Genomic DNA, 21,882 nt, shown 5'->3' on the forward strand with positions numbered 1-21,882 from the left:
GATTGAAGCATGAGCGACCACCCCAGTACTTTCGACGCCACGCCGGTCAATTCGGACGAAGACGCGTGGGATGATGCGGCGGCGTTGCACGAGTCCGACGACGGCCAGGGCGTACTCGATTCGGCCAAGGCGCTGCGGCGCGGCAGCTTCGCCGACATGATCCGCTACCTCACGCAATTGCCCGAGGAGGAGCGCGAGAAATACGTCATCCAGAAGGCCGGCGACCGCCAGTACACCGCCGACGAGGCGGAGGGACTGGCGGCCCGGCCCGACTTCCCGAAGAGCTGACGAGGAATTGCGGCGGGCCGGTGGAATAGCGCCGCCCGCCGCCTTGGCTAATCCACTCCGCGGTCGCATATTGGGGCCATGTCCTTTGCCCCGTTCGTACCCCTTCGTATCCTGTCGAGCTATTCGATGCTGGAGGGCGCGATCGACCCCAAGGCGATCGCGAAGCTGGCGAAGGAGCGGGGCTTCCCTGCCATCGCCATCTGCGACCGGAACGGGCTTTACGGCAGCTACGCCTTCGCCTCGGCCTGCTTCGAGCAAGGGGTCCAGCCCATCGTGGGCACCCTCCTTGGTGTCGCGCGCCGATCGTCGGAGGCGATCGATCATCTGGCGCTGTTCGCACAGGATGAGGCAGGGTGGCAGAACCTGTGCCATCTCGTCAGCCGTGCCCATCTGGAGCGGCCGCTGGAGTTGGAGCCGCATGTCGCGCTCGATGAACTGGATGGCCGGACCGAGGGCCTGATCGCGCTCACCGGGGCGAGCGAAGGCGCAATGACGCGCCTGTTCGCGGAGGGGCAGGGCAGTCATGCCCTGTCCTATGGCGAGCGGCTGGAGGCGCTGTTCCCCGGTCGGCTGTATGTCGAGCTGTCGCGGCGCGAAAACGCAGTGGAAGACGCTGCCGAAGCCGCGCTGGTCGACTGGGCCTACGACCGCGATCTGCCGCTGGTCGCGACCAATCCGGCCAATTTCGCCGATCCGCATTTCCACAAGGCGCACGACGCGATGCTGTGCATCTCGCATTCGCGCAAACTGTGGGAAGAGGACCGTCCGCGCTCCGCGCAGGAAAGCTTCGTCAAGTCGGCGACGATGATGGAAGAAGCGTTCGACGACCTGCCTGAGGCGGTCGCGAACACGCTCGTCATCGCGCAACGCTGCGCCTACGCGCCGCCCGAGCGCGCCCCCATCCTCCCCAGCCTCGCCGGTGATATCGAAGGCGAGAAGGCGATGCTGGAGAGCGAAGCGAGGCGCGGCCTCGCCAAGCGGTTGGAGCCCTATGAGGAGCTCACCGAGGACGAGCGCAAGACCTATTATGACCGGCTCGATTACGAGATCGGCATCATCAACCGGATGGGGTTCCCGGGCTACTTCCTGATCGTCGCCGACTTCATCCAGTGGGCGAAGGATCAGGGAATTCCCGTCGGGCCGGGCCGTGGCTCCGGCGCGGGCAGCCTCGTCGCCTGGGCGCTTACCATTACCGACCTCGACCCGATCCGGCTCGGTCTGCTGTTCGAACGCTTCCTCAACCCGGAACGCGTGTCGATGCCCGACTTCGATATCGACTTCTGCGAAACGCGGCGGGGCGAGGTGATCCGCTACGTCCAGAAGAAATACGGTCACGATCACGTCGCGCAGATCATCACCTTCGGCAAGCTGAAGGCGCGCGCCGTGCTGCGCGATTGCGGGCGCATTCTCGATCTCGGCTACAACCGCGTCGACCGGCTGTGCAAGATGGTGCCCAACCATCCGACCGACCCGTGGAGCCTGCCGCGCGCGCTGAACGGTGCCGCGGAGTTCAAGCGCGAATACGACAACGACAATGATGTGAAGCAGCTCGTCGATCTGGCGATGCAGTTGGAGGGGCTGCCGCGCAACTCCTCCACCCACGCGGCGGGCGTGGTGATCGGCGACCGGCCGCTGGCACAGCTGGTGCCGCTGTACCGCGATCCACGCTCCGACATGCCAGTGACGCAGTTCGACATGAAATATGTCGAGGGCGCCGGGCTGGTGAAGTTCGACTTCCTCGGGCTGAAGACGCTGTCCGTGCTGCAGCGGGCGGTCGACCTCCTCGCCAAGCGCGGGATCGAGGTCGATCTGGCGGGCCTCGCCTGGGACGATCCGGCAGTGTTCCAGCTCCTGAAGCAGGGCAACACGGTGGGCGTGTTCCAGCTGGAATCGGAAGGGATGCGCCGTACCCTGACCGCGGTGAAGCCGACCAAGTTCGAGGACATCATCGCCCTCGTTTCGCTCTATCGCCCCGGCCCGATGGACAACATCCCGCTGTTCGGCAAACGCAAGGCGGGCGAGGTCGAGATCGAGTATCCGCACCCCAAGCTGGCGGGTATCCTGGAAGAAACCTACGGCATCTTCGTCTATCAGGAACAGGTGATGCAGGCGGCGCAGATCCTGGCGGGCTATTCGCTGGGCGATGCCGACCTGCTGCGCCGCGCGATGGGCAAGAAGAAGCAGTCCGAGATGGATGCGCAGCGCCAGCGCTTCATCGCCGGCTGCGCCGAGCATTCGCAGATCGACGCGAAGCGCGCGAACGAGCTGTTCGACTTGATCGACAAGTTCGCCGGCTATGGCTTCAACAAGTCGCACGCCGCCGCCTACGCGCTGCTCGCCTATCAGACAGCGTGGCTGAAGGCGCATTATCCGGAAGAATTCTACGCCGCATCCATGTGCTTCGACATGCATCAGTCGGAAAAGCTGGCGGTGTTTGTGGACGATGCGCGGCGGTATCCGGGTAGGGAAGGCGGCGTTGCGGTCGAGCAGCCCGACATCAACCGTTCGGAGGCGGACTTCACCGTGGAGCGCACGGACGAGGGCTACGCCGTCCGCTATGCGCTGGCGGGTATCCGCAATGTCGGCGGCAAGGCGATGAAGGCGCTGTGCGAGGAGCGCGAGGCGCATGGCTGGTTCGAAAGCCTCGACGACCTGTTCGCGCGCATCCCGCAAGGCTGCATGAATTCGCGCCAGCTCGAGGCGCTGATCGCGGCGGGCGCGCTCGACCGGCTGGAGCCGAGCCGGGGGCGGCTGGCCGCGAATATCGACCTGCTGCTCGCCACCGCCGATGCCGCGCAGCGCGAGCGATCGAGCGGGCAGGAGGGGCTGTTCGGTGGCGACGACGGCCCCGGCAATACACTGCGGCTGAAGGAGGCCGACGACTGGTCGCGCGCCGACAAGATGGCGAAGGAGCGCGAGAATTTCGGCTTCTATTTCTCCAGCCACCCGGTCGAGGCCTATCGCGACGTCGCGAGCGCCAACGGAGCGCGGCCCTACGCATCGCTGATGGCGGCGGGTGCGCCGATGGGCGGCCGCTCCCGCGCGGTCATGGCGGCGATGGTGGAGAAGGTGAACAAGGGGCGCACGCGGCGCGGCGCGGATTTCGTGCGCGCCGATTTCTCCGACAGTTCGGGCCAGTTCAGCGCGGCGTGTTTCGAGGAGGCGCTGGTCGCGAATTTCGAGAAATGGGCCGAAGACGGCACCTGCGTCCTGCTGACGGTCGAGCTCGATTCCCCGTCGCCCGACGAGCCCCCGCGCGTGACGGTGCGTGGCGCGCGACCGCTGGCGGCGGTGGCGGGCAGCCAGCGCATGCTGCTGACGCTGGAAGTCGCGCACGAGGCCGCGATCGCGGAACTGGCCCTCGCTCTCCAGCCCGGCCCGCCGGGATATGGCGAGGTGGTCGCGAAGCTCGCTCTGCCTGCCGGTGAGCAGGCGATAATGCGGCTCGGATACGATTTCCGCCTCGACGGCGCGCTCGCCGAAACGCTGGGCGGGATCGAGGGGATCGCCAATGTCGCGCTGATCCCGAAAACCGGGCCGAAGCTTTTCCGCGCCGCCTGATTGCGATACCGGTTGCCCGGGAGAACGGGAAAGCGGGAGAGAATCGGATGGCAGCCCTGGGTGCGATGCAGGACTGGAAGATGCGGATCACGCATGTGATCGATCATGCCGCCCGCGAACATGCCACGCGCGAGATCGTAACCCACTGGGCCGATGGCAGCGAGACGCGCACCAACTGGGGCGAGATCCACCGCGACGCCCGCCGGATGGCGCAGGCGCTCGAAGCGATAGGGATCGAACCGGGAGAGCGCGTCGCGAGCATGGCGATGAACCACTCGCGCCACCTCGTCAGCTGGTTCGGCGTCGCGGGGATGGGCGGGGTGCTGCACACCGTGAACCCGCGCCTGTTCGAGGATCAGCTCGAATATATCGTCAATCACGCCGAGGACCGCGTGCTGTTCTACGACGCTGCGTTCCAGCCGATCGTGGACCTCATGCGCGACCGCTGGCCGACGGTCGAACACTATATCTGCTACGATCCCGCGCCGGGCTCCGACCTTCTGGCCTTCGAGGACTGGATCGGCGCGCAGGACGGCGATTACGCCTGGGTGGATGGCGATGAGCGCGATCCGTGCATGCTGTGCTATACTAGCGGCACGACGGGCCACCCCAAGGGCGTGCTGTACGAGCATCGCTCGACCATGTTCCACGCCTGGTCCGGTCTTCAGCCGAGCGCGCACAATTTCGATCCCAGCACGGTGATGCTGCCGGTGGTGCCCATGTTCCACGCCGCGAGCTGGGGCCTGCCCTATGGTGGCGCGATGGCGGGGGTGAAGTTCGTGTTCTCCGCCGTCAACGAACCGCAGGTGCTGTGCGACCTGATGGACCGGGAGGGCGTCACCACCAGCGCCGGCGTGCCGACCGTGTGGCTCGCCATGTTCCAGCACTGCGACGCTACGGGTCGCGACTTGCCCCTTCTCGACACCGCGACCATCGGCGGCTCGGCCGCGCCGCAATTCATGATCGAGCGGTTGATGAAGGCCGGGATCAAGGTCCAGCACGCCTGGGGCATGACCGAGACGAGCCCGATCGGGACGGTCGGCTCGCCCACCGCCGAGTGGGCACAAATGTCGTTCGAGGAGAAGGTCGCGAAGTCGCGCATGCAGGGCCGCCCGATCTTCGGCATCGAACTGCGCACGGTCGATCTCGACGACCGGACGAAAGAGCTCCCGCGCGACGGGGAGAGCTCGGGCGCGCTGCAGGTGCGCGGCCCATGGGTCATCAAGCGGTACTTCAAGGCGGAGGAGGACGCGGTCGATGCTGATGGCTGGTTCGATACCGGCGATGTCGGCATCCTGCATCCCGACGGCACTTTGCAGCTGACCGACCGGACCAAGGACGTGATCAAGTCGGGCGGCGAGTGGATCAGCTCGGTCGAGCTGGAGAACGCCGCCTGCGGGCATCCCGCGGTGGCCGAAGCCGCGGCGATCGGCGTGCACCACGCCCAGTGGGACGAGCGCCCGGTGCTGTTCGTCGTCCGCAAGGAGGGGCAGGATGTCGGCGCGCAGGAGGTGGTGAACTTCCTGTCCGACAAGGTCGCGAAGTGGTGGCTGCCCGATGCGGTCGAGTTCGTCGACGACATCCCCCACACCGCGACCGGCAAGATCAGCAAGAAGGACCTGCGCGATCGGTTCGCGGATTACAGGCTGGAGGTGGAGTGAACCCATGACCGAACGCTACATCAACCCTGAAGAAGCCAATTTTGCGGCCTTCAAGGATCTGCCACGCGACCGGCCGATCCACATGCTCAACCTGGTGCAGTACCGCGACGAGGCGGCCTATCCCGAGGGGCACGAGAATGCGGGCAAGGGCTGGTCCGGCGCGCGGGCGTACAAGGAATACGGCCGGACCAGCGGCCCGATCTTCGCCCGCGTCGGCGGCAAGATCGTGTGGCGCGGCGCGTTCGAGGCGGTGCTGACCGGACCGGAGGCAATGCACTGGCACGACGGCTTCATCGCGGCCTATCCCAGCGCCGCGGCCTTCTTCGAGATGATCAAGGACGCCGACTACCAGAAGGCCGTCGTCAACCGCACCGCCGCCCTCGCCGACAGCCGCCTCGTGCGCTTCGATCCGGGGGAGAAGGGGGCGGGGTTCTAACGTCGTCAGTCGCTGCCAAATCCTACAGGATGGAACACTTGGAACAGTGTTCTGGGGCGGGAAAAACCTGCTGCATGACGGTCCGGTTTCACTGGGAAAGCTGAGATACGGCGCGGTGGCAGGCATCCCGCTCTTGTCTCATCAGAGGTGCTAGTAGGAAAGCGCGACGCTGGCTTTGCGACACCAGCCGAGAACTGGTGCGGCGACTATCTCCGTTCCCGAACCTGACTTTCTATGGCAAGGAAAACCGTCGCGATCCATGCGACTCCGGAGGATCGAGTAATGCTTGTTCCCCTTGCTCTTGCCCTCGCTGCGGTACAAGTTTGCCATGTCGAAGATGCTCGCTATGCCTTACGTGACGAGCCGACAGTAACTGCAAGTTTCTATCCCGTGGATAGTGGGAACGATTGGCCGGCCCATGTCGCTCTGGCCATCAATTTCGGTGAGACCGGCCGAACTTACTGGTGGCTTCCCGCGAGTGGCGGAAGCAACAATCTGCAATACATTGTCTCGACGACAGATGTCACTCTGCCCGAATGGCTTCCGCCATCCCCGGATGGGGGTGAAAGGCCACTGGGGGAGATGGAATATATCGGGGCCGACGCCGACTATAACATCATCGACGATATCCCCCAGATGGGCGGCATTGCACCAGCGCATATGCTGCTCACCTCGCTCGGGGATCGGACATGGCACTGGAGCACCACGCAGCGCGACAGCGCGCCCAAGCAATTTTTCGATCTGATCGGGTGCGCGTCCGACAACTGAGGTACTCGTTCTCAGTCGAGCGAAATTTGCTGCGCCGCGCTAGCGATAGCCAGCTCGTGCGCTTCGCGATCCGGGTGGAGTTCTAGCCTCGTCAGTCGCTGTCAAGTCCTACAGGATGGAACTCTTGTACCAGTGTTCAGTGGTCGAAAAGTTCTTTGCCCGATCGCGCGGTTTTTGGCGGTATTGCTCGGATTACGCGCGGTGACAGTCATCCGCCGCGTTTCGTATCGTTAGGCCGAGTAGGAAAGAACGGTAGGGTATGGCACCTTGCGACCCCATTGCGGACGTTCGCTACCGACGCATGTCGGACCTCTCGCTTGGATCGGGGCCATAGGTAAGTCTTATAAAGCGCAGGTTTATCTTTGCGATCAGCGTGGCGAATACCCAGAATATGCCCCCGCCCACCGCGAAGCCTAAAAACGCCCAAACATCGCGGGGTGAAAAGCCCCAGCCAATGCTAGCGACCCAATCGATAGTCGCTGCCAATGCCAGTGCTGCGAATGCGGCGGACCACACAACCACCGCAACGTTCAGGAAGCGCCGATTGCGGCGATAGGTCCGGTGCAATGCACGGCTCTGACTGCTGAGATAAGTCGGATCATGCTTCACGCTTTTATCATAGCTGCTGCAATGGCCGCTTCCCACCCCAACACTTGCCTCACAACAACCGCAACTGCCCACCCACCTCGGGCGCCCTGAACCGCGAGCAATCCAGCTCGAACTTGCCCTTCTCCATCCCCGCGCGTTTGCAGGCGAGGCGGAAGCGGGCGCGGAAGAGGTCGGCCCAGACGCCAGTGGGGCGCAAGCGGCTGAAGAAGGCGGGATCGTTGTCGCGGCCGTTTCGGATCGATCGGACGATGCTCATCACCTTTTCGCCGCGTTCGGGGAAATGGACCGAGAGCCATTCGCGGAACAGCGGGGCGACCTCGTGCGGCAGGCGTAGCGGAATCCAGCCCGCGCTGGTCACGCCCAGTCCGGCGGCGCGGGCGACAATCCCTTCCATGAACTCTTCGGTGATCGCGGGGATGACGGGCGCGATCGAGCAATGCGCGGGGATGCCCGCCTCAACGAGTTTTCCCAACGCGGCCATGCGTTTGGCGGGCGAAGCTGCACGCGGTTCGAGTTTGCCGGACAGCACCGGGTCCAGGCTGGTGACCGAAATGGCCACCGCGACGAGGTCCATCCGCGCCATCTCCGCCAGCAGATCGAGATCGTCGAGCACCCGGTCGGACTTGGTGGTGATGGTGACCGGATGGCGCGCGTCCAGGCACACCTCCAGCACGGCACGCGTGATGCGATAACGCCGCTCGATCGGCTGGTAGGGATCGGTGTTGGTCCCCATCGCGATCGGAGCGGGGCGATAGGCGGGCTTGGCCAGCGTCTCTCGCAGCAGCCGCGCCGCGTCCGGCTTCGCGAACAGCTTCGTCTCGAAATCGAGCCCGGGCGAAAGGTCGTGATAGGCATGCGTGGGCCGCGCGAAGCAATAGACGCAGCCATGCTCGCACCCGCGATAGGCGTTGACCGAGCGATCGAAGAAGATGTCGGGCGACCTGTTGAAGCTGAGGATCGATTTGGGCCGCTCTTCCGTCACCTGCGTGCGCAGCTTCACCGGCGGGCCATCAAGCGACTCCATATGGTCGCGCCAGTCGCCATCCGCTTCACGCGTGGCGAGGCCGAAGCGCGTCGGCACCGCGTCAGACTGTGCCCCGCGGCCGTGCACGACAGGTTCGCGACTCCGTTCCATAGGTTGGAACATATAGAGAACGCAAAAGTGGCGCTAGCGAAATTACACTTCCCGTAACCGCGGCATCAGCTCCACGAAGTTGCAGGGCCGGTTGCGGCTGTCGAGCTGTTCGGCGAGGATGCTGTCCCAGCCGTCCTTCACCGCGCCGTTGGAGCCGGGGAGGGCGAAGATGTAGGTGCCGTCCGCCACCACCGCGCAGGCGCGGCTTTGCACCGTGCTGGTGCCGATCGTCTTGAAGCTGAGCCAGCGAAACAGCTCGCCGAAGCCCGGAATATCGCGGGTGGCGACGCGCGACAGCGCCTCCGGCGTGACGTCGCGACCGGTCAGGCCGGTGCCGCCGGTGCTGACCACCGCGTCCACCTCGCGGTCGGTGATCCAGGTGCGCAATTGCTGCTCGATCAGGTCCGCATCGTCGCGCACGATCGTCCGTGCGGCGAGGGTATGGCCATGGTCGGTGAGACGCTGCACCAGGATATGGCCGGAGGTGTCGTCCGCCTCCGTCCGAGTGTCCGAAACCGTCAGCACGGCGATCCGGACGGGTTTGAACTCTTTCGTCTCGTCGATCGCCATCAGTCGGCGCGGCTGAGGCGGACCGGTCCGCCGCCCGACGAGACATCCGGGAAGGTCGGCCACATGCCCTGCGCCAGCGCCTCGCGGCTGGGGGAAGGGGCAGCGGCCTGCCGCTCGTACATCCAGTAATTGCGCATCACGATCGCGACGTAGCCGCGCGTTTCCCAATAGGGAATGCTCTCCATATAGAGCAGCGGATCGTCCTCGTCGTTGACCTCGCTGTTCCAGCGGCCGACCGGGACCAGCCCGGCATTGTAGGCGGCCATCACCTTTGGCAGCAGTCCGCCGGTCGCGCCGCTGTTCTTGAGCGTTTCGAGATGGCGCTGCCCGAAGGCGAGATTGACTTCCGGGCGGTTGAGATCGCTCGGCCGCCCGGTGTAACCCAGCGCGCCCGAATGGTCTTGCGCCGCGGCGGGCATGATCTGCATCAGGCCGCGCGCACCCTTCGGGCTGACCACGGCGGCGCGGAAATTCGATTCCTGCAGCGAATGGGCGAAGGCGAGAGCGGGATCGACCTTCCAGCCGTCGACCGGCTGCCATTTGGGCGCGGGATAGCGCAGCGAGGGGTCGGCATGGCCGCCGCGCGGCACGTTGTGCGCCATCCACAGCTGAGTGGACGGCAGGCCGAGTTCGCGCGCGAGCCGGCACAGCGCGTCGAACTGGTCCGGATCGCCGATGCGGGCCTGGTGGCGCAGCACCTCGTCCGCCAGCTCGTCCCGCCCGATTTCGGACAGGGCGACCGCGACGCGCACATTGTCGACATCGCGCAGCCGCCGCCAGTCATTGGCGTCCAGATCTGCGGTCGCACCGGCTCCGGGCAGGGTCTCGCCCAATTGTTCGCGCGCCAGCATGCCGTAGAGCGTTTCGTCCATCCGCGCGGCACCGCGCAGCTCCTCCGCTGCGGCCTCTGGCTTGCGGCACCGCACCAGCGCGCGCGACGCCCAGTAATAGCCCGCCGCCGAAAGTTCCGGGTTGGCGGCCTGGCGCGCCGCGTCGCGGAACCCCTGCGCCGCCGGTTCGCAATGGCCCATCCGCCATGCGGCGAGCCCGGCGACCCAGGCCCCTTCGGCGACCCATGGGCCGCTGCCCTCGGCAACCGTCTGCGCCATGGCGAAGGCGGCCGGGTCCTGGTTCTCGATATAATAGCTCCAGGCGACGCGCTGGCGCCATTCGGCCCGCGCGGCGGAGCTGAGTGTCGCATCGATCCCGTCGAGGAGGAGCCGCGCGCCGTCCGGATCGTCGTTGACGATACGCTCGGTAATGGCGCTCGCGATGTCGGCGGGCATCGTCCCGTCCCGAATGCCGTCGGGCAGGATGCGCTTGGAGATGTAGGGCTGGCTTGTGAAGCTGTTCTGGCGCGGCAGGTAGGGCGCGCTCATCAGCCCGCGCTTCATGCCCAGATTGGTGATCTGCTCGGCCTGCGGCAGGCTGTCTCCCTTCGCCAGCCACGCCTGGATCGCGGGCAGTTCGATCCGCGGGGAATTGGCGTCGAGGTAGTATTCGGCCATCGCGACCTGCGTCAGCGGGCCGTCCGGCTTCTGCGCCAGCATCGTATCGACCTTGACCCAGTCTTGGCCGTCGATCGCGCGAAACAGGTCGGCGTAGAACGACCGCTCGTCGGAAGAGAGGAGCTGCGGCACGTTGCTGGACGTGGCGCGGGCGCGGAAATAATCGACCGCGCTGCTGTTCGCCATGGCGGGCGCGGGGAGCGCGCCCAGAGCGGCTATTCCGATCAGTGCGGCTGCGAAGCCCTTGCGTTTGGGTGCCATGATTTACCTATCCGTCCAAGCGAGCCAGTTGTGCCAGAACCGGGTTCGCGCCGCCTTGCGCTGTAGCAGGGTCGCGAAGTCGCCGGCTGGCAACAGGTCTATCCCTCCCCCGTCATGGTTAAAAATCCGTGTATTGTCAGCCTGCTGCGTCGGCTCGTGTGGAATGTGGGACAGGATGTTGCGACCGAAGCAAATAATGCGCTTCGGGCCGACCAGATCGATGTGGTGCGCCAGCAATTTCGCGTATCCGGCGCGACCGATTTCCTCCCAGTCGGGATGAAGCGTATGGCGGGGGAGGAGCGCCGCGAGGTACGCCGCGTCCGCGCCCACCGCCATGGCGCGCAGGATCGCATCGAGGAAGGCGCCCTTCGGCCCGGAAAGGAGCCGATCGTTGTCGCTCTCCTCCGGCTGTTCGACCACGACCATCAGTTCCGCGCCCGCGGCTCCGCGCGGCGCGACGCGCGGATAGGCCCCGCCGCGATCGATCGATGGATCCTCCAGCCACCACCTCCGAAACGATTCGAGATCGGTCGGCCAGTTCGCCGGATCGCCGCCCGCCTGCACGACCGGATCGGTTGCGATGCGAGAAATCGCCTCGCGTCCCTGAGGTGGGGGAGCGGGTTTGGGAACCTTGGGTGCCGCGCGCGGCTTGGTATCGGGAGAAGCGTCATCGGCAGCGCCGCCGGTTTCCGCGTCGAGCCATGCCGTAACGGCATCGCCGGTATCGATCGCGACCCCGGCATCGCGCCACCAGGCGAGCGCCGCGGCAATCTGCTCCCGAGCGGAAAGGGGTGGGGCTTCATCCGTCACGCAGGGCGGGTCTTGACCTGTCGCAAGGCACCAATCAAGGCATTTGCCGTATATTCCAAGCATTCCAATGGGGAAGGATTAGAGCGCATGAGCGAACGGGAATCGATGCCGTGCGACGTCGTGATCGTCGGGGGCGGGGTCGCCGGCCTCTCCGCCGCGATCAGGCTGAAGCAGATCAACGAAGAGCTGGAAGTCGTCGTGCTGGAGAAAGGCTCCGAGATCGGGGCGCATATTCTCTCCGGCGCGGTGGTCGATCCCAAGGCGCTCGACGAGCTGCTGCCCGACTGGCGCGAGATGGACTGCCCGATGGCGCAAACGCCGGTGACAGACAACTGGCATTGGCTGATGACGAAGGGTGGGAAGACGTCGATCCCGCACCTCGCCATGCCGCCGTTCATGTCCAACAACGGGTGCTACACCGGGTCGCTGGGCAATCTCGCCCGCTGGCTGGGCGAGCAGGCCGAGGGGCTGGGCGTAATGGTCTTCCCCGGCTTCCCCGCATCCGAAGTGCTGTTCGACGATAGCGGCGCGGTCGCGGGCGTCATCACGCAGGACATGGGCGTGGCGGCGGATGGCAGCCACAAGCCCGATTACCAGCCGGGCATGGAAATCCACGCGAAATACACCCTCTTCGCAGAGGGCGCGCGCGGCAACCTGACCAAGAAGATGAAGGCGAAGTTCGACCTGGAGGCGGATTGCCAGCCGCAGGTCTACGGCCTCGGCATCAAGGAATTGTGGGACATCCCGGCGGACAAGCATGTGCCGGGCCGCGTGATCCACACGCAAGGCTGGCCGCTGGCCGAAAGCGATACCTGGGGCGGGGGCTTTCTTTACCACCAGGCGAACGGGCAGGTCGCGCTCGGCTTCGTGACGGCGCTCGACTACAAGAACCCCTACGTCTCGCCGTTCCAGGAATTCCAGCGCTGGAAACAGCATCCGGCGATCCGCGAATATCTGGAGGGCGGCACCCGCGTCGCCTATGGCGCGCGCGCAATCAACGAAGGCGGCTGGCAAAGCGTGCCCAAGCTCGCCTTCCCCGGCGGCGCGCTGATCGGCTGCGCGGCGGGCTTCGTCAACGTGCCCCGGATCAAGGGCAGTCATACCGCGATGAAGAGCGGCATGCTCGCCGCCGAGAGCGCGGCGGCGGCCATCGCCGCAAGCCATGAAAAGACCGAGCTGGCCGATTACGACGCGAACCTGCGCGACAGCTGGATCGCCAAGGAACTGAAGCAGGTGAAGAATGCGCAGCCGCTGGTCGCCAAGTTCGGCGGCGATGTCGGCACGATCCTGGCGGGCGTCGATATGTGGATGCGCCAGCTGAAGATCGGCCTGCCACTCTCCATGAAGCATCACCGCGATTACGAGGAGTTGCAGCGCGCCGACCTGCACCAGCCGATCGCCTATCCGAAGCCCGATGGCGAGATCAGCTTCGACCGGCTGACCAGCGTCGCCTACAGCTTCACCAACCATGCCGAAGACCAGCGCAACCACTTGCTGGTGGAGGACATGGAGCTGCAGAAGCGCAGCGAGCTCGGCGTCTATGCCGGTCCCTCGACCCGCTACTGCCCCGCGGGCGTGTACGAATGGGTCGAGAACGAGGATACGGGCGAGCCCAAATTCGTGATCAACTCGCAGAACTGTGTCCACTGCAAGACCTGCGACATCAAGGACCCGAACCAGAACATCGAATGGACCACGCCCGAGGGTGGCGGCGGGCCGAACTATCCTAATATGTAGGTCCTCCCCGATCCGGGGAGGGGACCATGCGCAGCATGGTGGAGGGGCGAGCATGATCATCGATCGACGCAACAGCGTGAAGCTCGCCCGCAAACTCCGCAGCGAGATGACCCCGCCGGAGGTCGCCTTGTGGGCCGAGTTGCGGAAACGACCCGGTGGGTTCAAATTTCGTCGCCAACATCGCCTCGGTTGTGGTTCGCATCGGGCAAATCGGTCGTGAAAGAGAGTATGCGATGAGACTGCATGGTGGGTCGCCCCTCCACCAGCGTGCGGCTGGTCCCCCTCTCCGTGCCGGGGAGGATTGAGTGCGCGAGATAGCCTACGCCAAGATCAACCTTGCGCTGCATGTCCGCGCGCGGCGGGACGATGGGTATCATGCGCTCGAGACGCTCTTCGCCTTCGTGGATGCGGGCGACACGCTGACCGCTCGCCCGGCGGAGGCCGACCGGGTCGAGACCGTTGGCGAGTTTGCGGGTACGCTAAGCGATCCGTTCGACAATCTGGTTGCGCGCGCGCTGAATGAACTGCACCGGCAGGACAGTCTTACGATCAAGCTGGAGAAGAACCTCCCCGTCGCGGCGGGGCTGGGCGGGGGCTCGGCCGATGCCGGGGCGGTCTTCCGCATAGTGCGCGCGTTGCACGGCCTGCCCGACGACTGGCGGGAACGCGCCGCGAAGCTGGGGGCCGATGTGCCTGCCTGTGTCGAGAGCGTCGCCTGCATCGGGCGCGGTACGGGCACCGAGCTGGACCCGATCGAGAACGACCTGGCGGGCACGCATGTCCTGCTGGTCAATCCCCGCACGCCGCTTTCCACCGGCCCGGTCTTCGCGCATTGGGACGGGCGTGATCGCGGTGCCATGCCGGGCGGAACCGTGCGCGAGATCGCGCTGGCCGGGCGCAACGATCTGGAAGGCCCGGCAATCGCGCTATGCCCGCCGATCGCAGGCGTGCTCGCCGCGCTGGCCGAAAGCAACCCGCTGCTCGCGCGCATGTCGGGCTCCGGCGCGACCTGCTTCGCTTTGTATTCGAGCGCCGAATCCCTACATGAAGCCGCAGAAATGCTGGCCCGGGACCATGCGGGCTGGTGGCAGATGCGAGGACGATTGCGATGATGATTGACGACAAGCCCTATCGCCAGGTCGGTGAACCGGTGCCGGGGAAGATCGTCTGCGTCGCGGATCATGCATCGAATTATGTGCCCGAGGACATTCCGCTCGGCATTCCCGACCGGCTGCTCGACACGCATATCGCGGTCGATATCGGCGTGAACGGCATGGCCGAGCGACTGGCGCGGCGGCACGCCATCCCGGCGCATATTGCCACCGTCAGCCGCCTGGTGGTCGACCTCCACCGGACAGAGGACGATCCGGCGGCGATCCCGATGACCAGCGACGGGCACACCATCCCCGGCAATATCGGTGCCGACCGCGAGATGCGGCTAGACCGTTTCCACCGCCCGTATCACGAGGCGCTGGCCAAGTGGCTCGATGCCGCGCAGCCCGAGCTGATCGTGGCGCTCCATACCTTCACGGCCGACCTTGAGAGCAAGGAGGAAGAGCGGCCGTGGGAAGTGGGCCTGCTCTACAATCAGGACGATTCCGCCGCCCGCCACGCGATGCGGCTTTTCGGGGAAGAAGGCCTGACCGTGGGCGACAACCAGCCCTATTCAGGCAAGCAGCTGAATGCGACGATGGACCGCCATGCGGAGGCGCACGGGCGGCGCTATCTCACGATCGAGATCCGGCAGGACCTGGTTCAGACCGAGGCCGATCAGTCGCGCTGGGCCGCGCTGGTTGCCGATATCGCCAATCGCACAGCACTTGCGCTGAAGGGCGGGTAAAGAAAACCCGTTTCGACAGCGCCGCCGCGTTCCCCTAGGGTCGCGACCCCGACCGCCGACGACCGACAGGATTTTCGCAATGCCCGCCTACCGTTCCCGCACCTCCACCCATGGCCGCAACATGGCGGGCGCGCGCGGGCTTTGGCGCGCGACGGGGATGAAGGACGAGGATTTCGGCAAGCCGATCGTCGCCGTCGTCAATTCCTTCACCCAGTTCGTGCCGGGCCATGTCCACCTGAAGGATCTGGGCCAGATGGTCGCGCGCGAGATCGAGGCGGCGGGCGGCGTCGCCAAGGAATTCAACACCATAGCGGTCGATGACGGGATCGCGATGGGCCATGACGGCATGCTCTATTCGCTGCCGAGCCGCGATCTGATCGCCGACAGCGTCGAATACATGGTCAACGCCCACTGCGCCGATGCGATGGTGTGCATCTCCAATTGCGACAAGATCACGCCCGGCATGCTGATGGCGACCATGCGGCTCAACATCCCCACCGTGTTCGTGAGCGGCGGGCCGATGGAAGCGGGCAAGGTCGTGGTGAAGGGGCAGGAACGCGCCCTCGACCTGGTCGATGCGATGGTTGCCGCGGGCGACGAGAGCTACACCGACGAGGAAGTGGCGAGCATCGAGCGCTCCGCCTGCCCGACCTGCGGATCGTGCAGCGGCATGTTCACCGCCAATTCGATGAACTGCCTGACCGAAGCGCTGGGCCTTTCCCTGCCCGGCAACGGCTCGACATTGGCGACCCATGCCGACCGCAAGAGCCTGTTCCTGCGGGCGGGGCGGCTGGCGGTGGCGCTGTGCAAGCGGTATTACGAGGAAGACGACGAAAGCGTGCTGCCGCGCACCATCGCGGGCAAGACCGCGTTCGAGAACGCCATGAGCCTCGACATAGCGATGGGCGGCTCGACCAATACGGTGCTGCATTTGCTCGCCGCGGCGCACGAGGCGGAGGTCGATTTCACCATGGCCGACATCGACCGGCTCAGCCGCCATGTCCCATGCTTGTGCAAGGTCGCGCCCGCGAAGTCCGACGTTCACATGGAGGATGTCCATCGCGCGGGCGGGATCATGGCGATCCTGGGCGAACTGGACCGGGCGGGGTTGCTCGATACGGCGGTGCCGACGGTCCATAGCCCGACCATGGCCGACGCGCTGGACGATTGGGACGTGGTGCGCACGGGGCAGCCGACCGTGCACGATTTTTACCGCGCGGCGCCCGGCGGCGTGCCGACGCAGACCGCCTTCAGCCAGGACCGGCGCTGGGATGCGGTCGATCTCGACCGCGAAGGTGGGGTGATCCGCGCCAGGGAACACGCCTTCAGCCAGGATGGCGGGCTCGCCGTGCTCTACGGCAACCTCGCCGAGGATGGCTGCATCGTGAAGACCGCGGGCGTGGACGACAGTATCCTCACCTTTCACGGCCCCGCGCGGGTGTTCGAGAGCCAGGACGCCGCCGTCGCCGCGATCCTGACCGACCAGGTGCGCGAAGGCGATGTGGTCGTGATCCGCTACGAAGGGCCGCGCGGCGGGCCGGGCATGCAGGAAATGCTCTACCCGACCAGCTATCTGAAATCGAAGGGGCTGGGGAAGGATTGCGCGCTCATCACCGACGGGCGCTTTTCCGGCGGCACCTCGGGTCTGTCGATCGGCCACGCCTCGCCCGAAGCGGCGGAAGGCGGAACGATCGGGTTGGTGAAGGAAGGCGACCGGATCGAGATCGACATTCCCAATCGCACGATCAATCTCGCGGTGGATGCCGCGACGCTGGCGAAACGGCGCGAGGCGATGGATGCATCGGGCTGGAAACCGACTTCGCCGCGTAGCCGCAAGGTTTCGGTCGCCCTGCGCGCCTACGCCGCGATGGCGACCAGTGCGGCGAAGGGCGCGGTGCGCGACGTGACGCGGATTGAGGACGCATGAGCGGGCGGGGTCGCTTCGGTTCCATCGCGCTGGTCGCGCTTGCGCTGGCGGGCTGCGACAATTCGTCCCAGGGCGATGCCACGGGCCTTTCCGCCGCGATAGACAACGCCAACCCGCCGCTGGAATGCGCGCCGTCGGGCGCGGCCACCTTCGCGCCCGACTGTACGCTGGAGCGGGTGGGATCGAGCGACCACTGGCGGGTGACCAACCCCGATGGCAGCTTCCACCGGCTGGACAAGGGCGACAGCCCGAGCGGCTATGTCGCCGCCGCGGGTGTCGATCGTGGGTCGTCCGAGATCGCGGGCGATTACATCGTGATGACGATCGGGCGCGACCGCTATCGCTGGCCTGCTCCGAAGAGCCGCAATGCCCGCTGATCCGGTCCTCACCGCGAACGAAATGCGCCGGGCCGAACAGCGACTGGTCGAGCAGGGCATTTCCGAGCGCGAGCTGATGCAGCGTGCCGGCGAGGGCGCGGCGCATTGGGTCTGGCGTCTCGCCGCCGGTCGCGCGGTCACGGTACTGTGCGGCCCCGGCAATAATGGCGGCGACGGCTATGTGATTGCCGCCGAGCTGGCGCGGCGTGGCGGCGAAGTGCGCGTGGTCGCGCCGCTCGATCCCGCGACTGACACGGCAAAGGCGGCGCGGGACCATTGCCCGGTCGATGTCTCTTGCGATGGCGACGGCGCGAACGGCGCGGTGTTCGTCGATGCGCTGTTCGGCAGCGGACTTTCGCGCCCGCTCTCCGACGATTTGCAGGCGCTCGTCGCGACACTCCACGAAGCGCACGACCACGCCGTCGCCATCGATCTGCCGAGCGGGGTGGAGACCGATCGGGGGCGCTGCCTGAACCGGGTGCCGGAGTACGACCTGACCCTCGCGCTCGGCGCGTGGAAGATCGCGCATTTCACCGGTGAGGGCGCGCTGAAGACCGGCGAATTGCGGCTGGTCGATATCGGCGTCGAGCATATCGAAGAGGGCAGAAGGCTTACGCAGGCACCTCGCTTTCGCGCCCCCGAACCGGACGCCTACAAATACACCCGCGGCTTGCTGGCGGTGGTCGGTGGGGAGATGCCGGGCGCCGCGCTCCTCGCCTCGCATGCGGCGATGGGCGCGGGAGCGGGCTATGTGAAGCTGCTGGCGAGCCACTCCCATCCCGACGTCCCGGCGGATCTCGTGCTGGACGAGAGCGACCTGTCCGAGGCGCTGCGGGACGATCATATCCGCGCGATCCTGGCGGGGCCGGGTCTAGGGCGAAGCGAGCGATCGCGCGAGCGGCTGGCGGCGGTTCTCGGCACGGGGGCGAGAGCGGTACTGGATGCCGACGCGCTCCATCTGCTCGATCCCGACATGCTCGAAGGGGTGGACGCCACCCGCCTGCTGCTGACCCCGCACGAGGGCGAACTGGCGAAGCTGTGCGAAGCGTTCGAGGTCGATGGCGATACCAAGCTCGACCGCGCGCTGGCGCTCCATGATGCGATCGGAGCGGCGGTGCTCGCCAAGGGGCCGGACACGCTGCTGGTGGCCGAAGGCGATACGCTGTTCTTCCCGCGTGGGCCGAGCTGGTTGTCGGTCGCGGGCACCGGCGATGTGCTGGCGGGCACGATCGCGTCCCGGCTTGCCACCGGTGACAGCATTACCGACGCCGCGACGGCTGGCGTCTTCCTCCAGCACCGAGCCGCGACGCTGGCCGGTCCGGCCTTTTCCGCACGCGATCTCGCCGAGGCGGTGCAGGAGGCGTTCGCGCAGTTCCTGTGAGCGGCGGGGAGGAGATCGTCCGGATCGCCGCCAAGGGCGATGGCGTGACCGCGAGCGGTACGCATGTGGCGGGCGCGGCGCCGGGCGACCGGCTGGGCGAAGACGGGGCGATCGTGCCCGGGCCGCACCATGTCATGCCGCCCTGCCGCCACTTCGCAATCTGCGGGGGGTGCCAGTTGCAGCACGCCGACGAGCGCGCGCTGGCGCAATTCGTTACCGACCGGGTGGTCTTCGCGGCGCAGGGGCAGGGGATCGAGGCCGAGCTGGTTGCCCCGGCGCATCTTTCCCCGCCACGAAGCCGCCGCCGGGCCACGCTGCATGCGGCGCGCGCGGGCAAGCGTGTCGCGATCGGCTTTCGCGAGGCGCGCTCCAACCGGATGGTCGATATGGCCGAATGCCATGTGCTTCGGGCCGAACTCTTCGCGCTGGTCGAGCCTTTGCGCGGTCTCCTCTCGCGCTGGGATCGCCTCGCCGTCGATATCGACCTGACCGTCACCGAGCGGGGGATTGCCTGTGATATCCGCGGCATCGCGCCCGATGGACTGGCGCAGACCGAGGCTCTGCTCGATTTCGCGCGCGACTATGCACTCGCTCGCCTGACGGTGGACGATGGGGCCGGGCCGTTGCCGCAATGGGAGCCCGAACCCGCCACCGTCACGCTCGGCGGTGTGCCCGTCGCCTTGCCGGTCGGAGCCTTCCTGCAGGCGAGTCAGGATGGCGAGGCGGCGCTGGTCGCGGCGGCGCGCGACTGGTTGGGTGAAACGAAGACCGTGGCCGATCTGTTTTCCGGCCTGGGTACCTTTGCCCTCGCGCTGGCGGGACCGGCGAAGGTGCTGGCGGTCGAGGCGGCGCGCGACGCGCATCTGGCGAACCAAGCGGCGGCGCGGGCGCATGGACGGCCGGTGTTTGCGCAGCATCGCGACCTGTTCCGCAATCCGTTGTCGGCAGAGGACCTCGGAAAGTTCGACGCGGTGCTGCTCGACCCACCCCGTGCCGGGGCGCGCGAGCAGGTCGACCGGATCGCGCAAAGCACGCTGTCGCGCGTGGTCTATGTCAGCTGCAATCCGGCGAGCTGGGCGCGCGATGCACGGCGCTTGGTGGAGACGGGCTTCACGCTGAAGGAACTGCGCCCCGTCGGCCAATTCCGCTGGTCGACCCATGTCGAGCTGGCGAGCCTGTTCGTCCGCTAGGCGCGCAGCATGTCCAGCAATTGCGCCTCCAGCCAGTCGCGCGCGTGGGGCTCGACATAGGCGTGGCTTGCACGCTCGCAGCGGCGGATGCGCGAATCTTCTGCGTCCCAGGCACCCTCGAACATCTGCGCGGTGCGGTCGGCGGTGGCGAGGAGGATCGCGGTCGGCCCGTCGAAGCCGGAAAGCCCGGTCGCCATGCGCTGCGCCAACCCGCCGGGCGCGGCGGCCGCGCGCGCCGCGCGGACCAGCCCGCGCGCCAGCTTGCCCAGATCGACCCCGCCGGTGGCAAGGCGGCGCAACTCCGCCGGGTTGGTCAGCTTGGACAGGTAACGCGCGCGGATCGCGTCGGGCGGTGGCAGGGCATCCTGCTGCTGTGCCGTTTCCTCGATAGTCCACGGGTTGGACAGGATCAGCGCGTCGCACCCCGCGCCACCAGCCAGCATCAGCGCGCTCGCCGCGTCGCCATTGCCGAAGGCGACCACCCGCGAGACCTTGGGCGCGATCCCGCGAAAGGCGTCGATCGCGGCGCGAATGTCGTCCGCGCTCTTCTCGAAACCGCGATTGGCACCGCTGCTGTCGCCGACCCCCCGCCGGTCGTAGCGAAAGACGGGAAATCCCTGCGCCGCGATACGCTCGGCGAGGTGCGCCTGGCCGGAAAAGGCACCCGAGCGGACTTCGTTGCCGCCGGTCACGATCAGCAGGCCGCTCGCCTCGCGCCCGCTGTCGAGCGTTCCGGCAAGCGTCTCGCCCGCGCAGGGAAAGGTGAAATGCAGGCGGCTCACTCCGGGTTCTCCGATGACCCCGGATTCTCGGAAGAAAGCGTATGGGTGATGATGGCGACCAGCGCGTCGGCCTGGTCGGAATCGGCGTCGGGCTCAGCGCGCAGCCACAGCGGATTGCCGCAGATATCGCTCTGAGCGATCGTCTTGCGCACCGGGTCGGGCGTGTATTCCGCGCCTTCGAGTTCCGAGAACAGTGTCGGTCCGAGCTGCCACCCGGCGAGCTCGACGCCCTCCCTCCGACCGGTTTCGGCGATCGCATCGGAGCTTTCCTCGCGCCCCGCCTCCCGCGCGGCGATCGTGCGCGCACGGATCATCCCGCGCAGGATCTGGCGACCGCCGATCGGGGCGTAATCCCATCCGTGCGTCCCGGCGGGCACCAGCAGCGCTCCGGCACGCACGGCAAGGGCGTGGGTCGTGCGGAAATGCGCCGCCGCGCTCGCCATGGCGGCGCGCCAGCCGGCGAGCGATTGCTCGCCCAGCGGCGCGGTGCTCTCGTTCCAGCCGGGCAAGTCGGGCAGTACGCTGTCCACCCCGGCACGGCCGAGCCGACGCATCACCGCCGCCAGCTGCGCGCGCAGCTTGTTCGCCTCGTCGAACAGCGGCGGAATGACGAGCACGCGTTGCGCATGTCCGTCATCCTGGACGCGCGCCATTTCGCCGGCGGTCTCGCCGCCGGATCGGGGACAGGGCCATTCTACGAACATGGGCGGGGGCGTCAGCCCTCGACGACCTTCGCTTCGGCAAAGGCGAGCAGGGCGCCATAGGTCTCGAGCATTTCGCCATCGACGTCGTCGTCTTCGATCTCGATGTCGAGGCGGTCTTCGAGCTCGGTCAGCAGGCCCGCCACGGCCATCGAATCGAGTTCGGGCAGATGGCCGAAAAGGCCGGTATCGGCGTCGAATTTGGCAACCTCTTCGGCATCGAGGCCGAGGATGTCGGTCAGGATTGCGCGCAATTCGGCGTCCACCTTCGCGCGGCTGGCGCCGATATCGCTGTGGAGAGGATCTGTCGCCATCACAATTCCTGTTGCGCCCCGAAAAC

21 protein-coding genes and 1 pseudogene are annotated in these 21,882 nt (G+C 66.6%); 14 read left to right on the forward strand and 8 right to left on the reverse strand.

Translation table 11 applies throughout. From position 1 onward, the window contains the following. The first annotated feature begins 9 nt into the window (after nucleotides 1-9). From MKP08_RS09845 to MKP08_RS09865, 5 genes are all read left to right on the forward strand, one after another. Entirely contained in the window at nucleotides 10-288 is a 279-nt protein-coding gene (locus tag MKP08_RS09845; RefSeq protein WP_241553666.1) for a hypothetical protein, read from the forward strand. Nucleotides 289-366: 78 nt separating this feature from the next. After that, nucleotides 367-3,849 carry a DNA polymerase III subunit alpha gene (gene dnaE, locus MKP08_RS09850; RefSeq protein ID WP_241553667.1) on the forward strand — a complete coding sequence of 1,161 codons (3,483 nt, stop codon included), beginning with the start codon at nucleotides 367-369 and terminating at the stop codon, nucleotides 3,847-3,849. A gap of 47 nt (nucleotides 3,850-3,896) precedes the next feature. Continuing rightward, nucleotides 3,897-5,510: a long-chain fatty acid--CoA ligase gene (locus MKP08_RS09855; protein WP_241553668.1), complete on the forward strand. Its 1,614-nt coding sequence runs from the start codon at nucleotides 3,897-3,899 to the stop codon at nucleotides 5,508-5,510. A gap of 4 nt (nucleotides 5,511-5,514) precedes the next feature. Continuing rightward, a complete protein-coding gene (locus tag MKP08_RS09860) occupies nucleotides 5,515-5,946 on the forward strand; it encodes a DUF1330 domain-containing protein (RefSeq protein ID WP_241553669.1) in 432 nt (143 codons plus the stop codon). A 282-nt stretch (nucleotides 5,947-6,228) separates the two neighbouring features. Then, nucleotides 6,229-6,714, forward strand: a complete 486-nt coding sequence (locus tag MKP08_RS09865; protein ID WP_241553670.1) for a hypothetical protein — start codon at nucleotides 6,229-6,231, stop codon at nucleotides 6,712-6,714. A gap of 291 nt (nucleotides 6,715-7,005) precedes the next feature. Here the strand turns inward: MKP08_RS09865 and MKP08_RS09870 are convergent, their stop codons facing one another. Genes MKP08_RS09870 through MKP08_RS09890 form a run of 5 tightly spaced genes read right to left on the reverse strand, consistent with a single transcriptional unit; the run spans nucleotide 7,006 to nucleotide 11,607 of the window. Then, complete coding sequence (locus MKP08_RS09870) at nucleotides 7,006-7,323, reverse strand: hypothetical protein (protein ID WP_241553671.1); 318 nt, start codon at nucleotides 7,321-7,323, stop codon at nucleotides 7,006-7,008. Nucleotides 7,324-7,372: 49 nt separating this feature from the next. Next, nucleotides 7,373-8,458 (reverse strand): PA0069 family radical SAM protein, encoded by a 1,086-nt coding sequence (locus MKP08_RS09875; RefSeq protein ID WP_241553672.1) that lies wholly within the window; start codon nucleotides 8,456-8,458, stop codon nucleotides 7,373-7,375. Nucleotides 8,459-8,500: 42 nt separating this feature from the next. Next, nucleotides 8,501-9,028: a molybdenum cofactor biosynthesis protein B gene (moaB, locus tag MKP08_RS09880; protein ID WP_241553673.1), complete on the reverse strand. Its 528-nt coding sequence runs from the start codon at nucleotides 9,026-9,028 to the stop codon at nucleotides 8,501-8,503. Next, on the reverse strand, nucleotides 9,028-10,797 hold the full coding sequence (locus tag MKP08_RS09885) for a lytic transglycosylase domain-containing protein (RefSeq protein WP_241553674.1): 1,770 nt from the start codon (nucleotides 10,795-10,797) through the stop codon (nucleotides 9,028-9,030). The genes moaB and MKP08_RS09885 overlap by 1 nt, the downstream gene beginning before the upstream one ends. Nucleotides 10,798-10,800: 3 nt before the next feature. Continuing rightward, complete coding sequence (locus MKP08_RS09890) at nucleotides 10,801-11,607, reverse strand: uracil-DNA glycosylase family protein (protein WP_241553675.1); 807 nt, start codon at nucleotides 11,605-11,607, stop codon at nucleotides 10,801-10,803. Nucleotides 11,608-11,712: 105 nt separating this feature from the next. On the opposite strand from MKP08_RS09890, the pseudogene MKP08_RS14425 reads away from it, so the two are divergent. The 9 genes and pseudogenes from MKP08_RS14425 to MKP08_RS09930 form a co-directional block, all read left to right on the forward strand. Then, nucleotides 11,713-11,799 (forward strand): annotated as a pseudogene (locus tag MKP08_RS14425) (FAD-binding protein); the annotation flags it as partial. A gap of 474 nt (nucleotides 11,800-12,273) precedes the next feature. Beyond that, on the forward strand, nucleotides 12,274-13,344 hold the full coding sequence (locus MKP08_RS14430) for an electron transfer flavoprotein-ubiquinone oxidoreductase (protein WP_373418102.1): 1,071 nt from the start codon (nucleotides 12,274-12,276) through the stop codon (nucleotides 13,342-13,344). Between the two features lie 52 nt (nucleotides 13,345-13,396). Then, nucleotides 13,397-13,564: a DUF559 domain-containing protein gene (locus MKP08_RS09900; protein ID WP_255750126.1), complete on the forward strand. Its 168-nt coding sequence runs from the start codon at nucleotides 13,397-13,399 to the stop codon at nucleotides 13,562-13,564. Nucleotides 13,565-13,649: 85 nt separating this feature from the next. Then, nucleotides 13,650-14,456, forward strand: a complete 807-nt coding sequence (locus tag MKP08_RS09905; RefSeq protein ID WP_241553677.1) for a 4-(cytidine 5'-diphospho)-2-C-methyl-D-erythritol kinase — start codon at nucleotides 13,650-13,652, stop codon at nucleotides 14,454-14,456. After that, complete coding sequence (locus tag MKP08_RS09910; RefSeq protein WP_373418085.1) at nucleotides 14,453-15,184, forward strand: N-formylglutamate amidohydrolase; 732 nt, start codon at nucleotides 14,453-14,455, stop codon at nucleotides 15,182-15,184. Before MKP08_RS09905 ends, MKP08_RS09910 begins: the two co-directional genes overlap by 4 nt. A 79-nt stretch (nucleotides 15,185-15,263) precedes the next feature. Then, nucleotides 15,264-17,111 (forward strand): dihydroxy-acid dehydratase, encoded by a 1,848-nt coding sequence (ilvD, locus tag MKP08_RS09915; protein ID WP_241553678.1) that lies wholly within the window; start codon nucleotides 15,264-15,266, stop codon nucleotides 17,109-17,111. Continuing rightward, nucleotides 17,108-17,488: a hypothetical protein gene (locus tag MKP08_RS09920; protein WP_241553679.1), complete on the forward strand. Its 381-nt coding sequence runs from the start codon at nucleotides 17,108-17,110 to the stop codon at nucleotides 17,486-17,488. The genes ilvD and MKP08_RS09920 overlap by 4 nt, the downstream gene beginning before the upstream one ends. Then, nucleotides 17,478-18,869, forward strand: a complete 1,392-nt coding sequence (locus tag MKP08_RS09925) for an NAD(P)H-hydrate epimerase (RefSeq protein WP_241553680.1) — start codon at nucleotides 17,478-17,480, stop codon at nucleotides 18,867-18,869. Before MKP08_RS09920 ends, MKP08_RS09925 begins: the two co-directional genes overlap by 11 nt. Continuing rightward, a complete protein-coding gene (locus tag MKP08_RS09930; protein WP_241553681.1) occupies nucleotides 18,866-20,059 on the forward strand; it encodes a class I SAM-dependent RNA methyltransferase in 1,194 nt (397 codons plus the stop codon). The genes MKP08_RS09925 and MKP08_RS09930 overlap by 4 nt, the downstream gene beginning before the upstream one ends. On the opposite strand, the gene MKP08_RS09935 is transcribed toward MKP08_RS09930, so the two are convergent. The 3 genes from MKP08_RS09935 to MKP08_RS09945 are packed head-to-tail and all read right to left on the reverse strand — an operon-like array spanning nucleotide 20,056 to nucleotide 21,856. Next, a complete protein-coding gene (locus MKP08_RS09935) occupies nucleotides 20,056-20,841 on the reverse strand; it encodes a hydrolase 1, exosortase A system-associated (RefSeq protein WP_241553682.1) in 786 nt (261 codons plus the stop codon). The genes MKP08_RS09930 and MKP08_RS09935 overlap by 4 nt on opposite strands. Continuing rightward, on the reverse strand, nucleotides 20,838-21,545 hold the full coding sequence (locus MKP08_RS09940; RefSeq protein WP_241553683.1) for a hypothetical protein: 708 nt from the start codon (nucleotides 21,543-21,545) through the stop codon (nucleotides 20,838-20,840). Before MKP08_RS09940 ends, MKP08_RS09935 begins: the two co-directional genes overlap by 4 nt. A gap of 11 nt (nucleotides 21,546-21,556) precedes the next feature. Next, complete coding sequence (locus MKP08_RS09945) at nucleotides 21,557-21,856, reverse strand: phosphopantetheine-binding protein (RefSeq protein WP_241553684.1); 300 nt, start codon at nucleotides 21,854-21,856, stop codon at nucleotides 21,557-21,559. Nucleotides 21,857-21,882: the final 26 nt, after the last annotated feature.

This window comes from Erythrobacter sp. LQ02-29, from assembly GCF_022576075.2.
Taxonomy (GTDB): domain Bacteria; phylum Pseudomonadota; class Alphaproteobacteria; order Sphingomonadales; family Sphingomonadaceae; genus Alteriqipengyuania.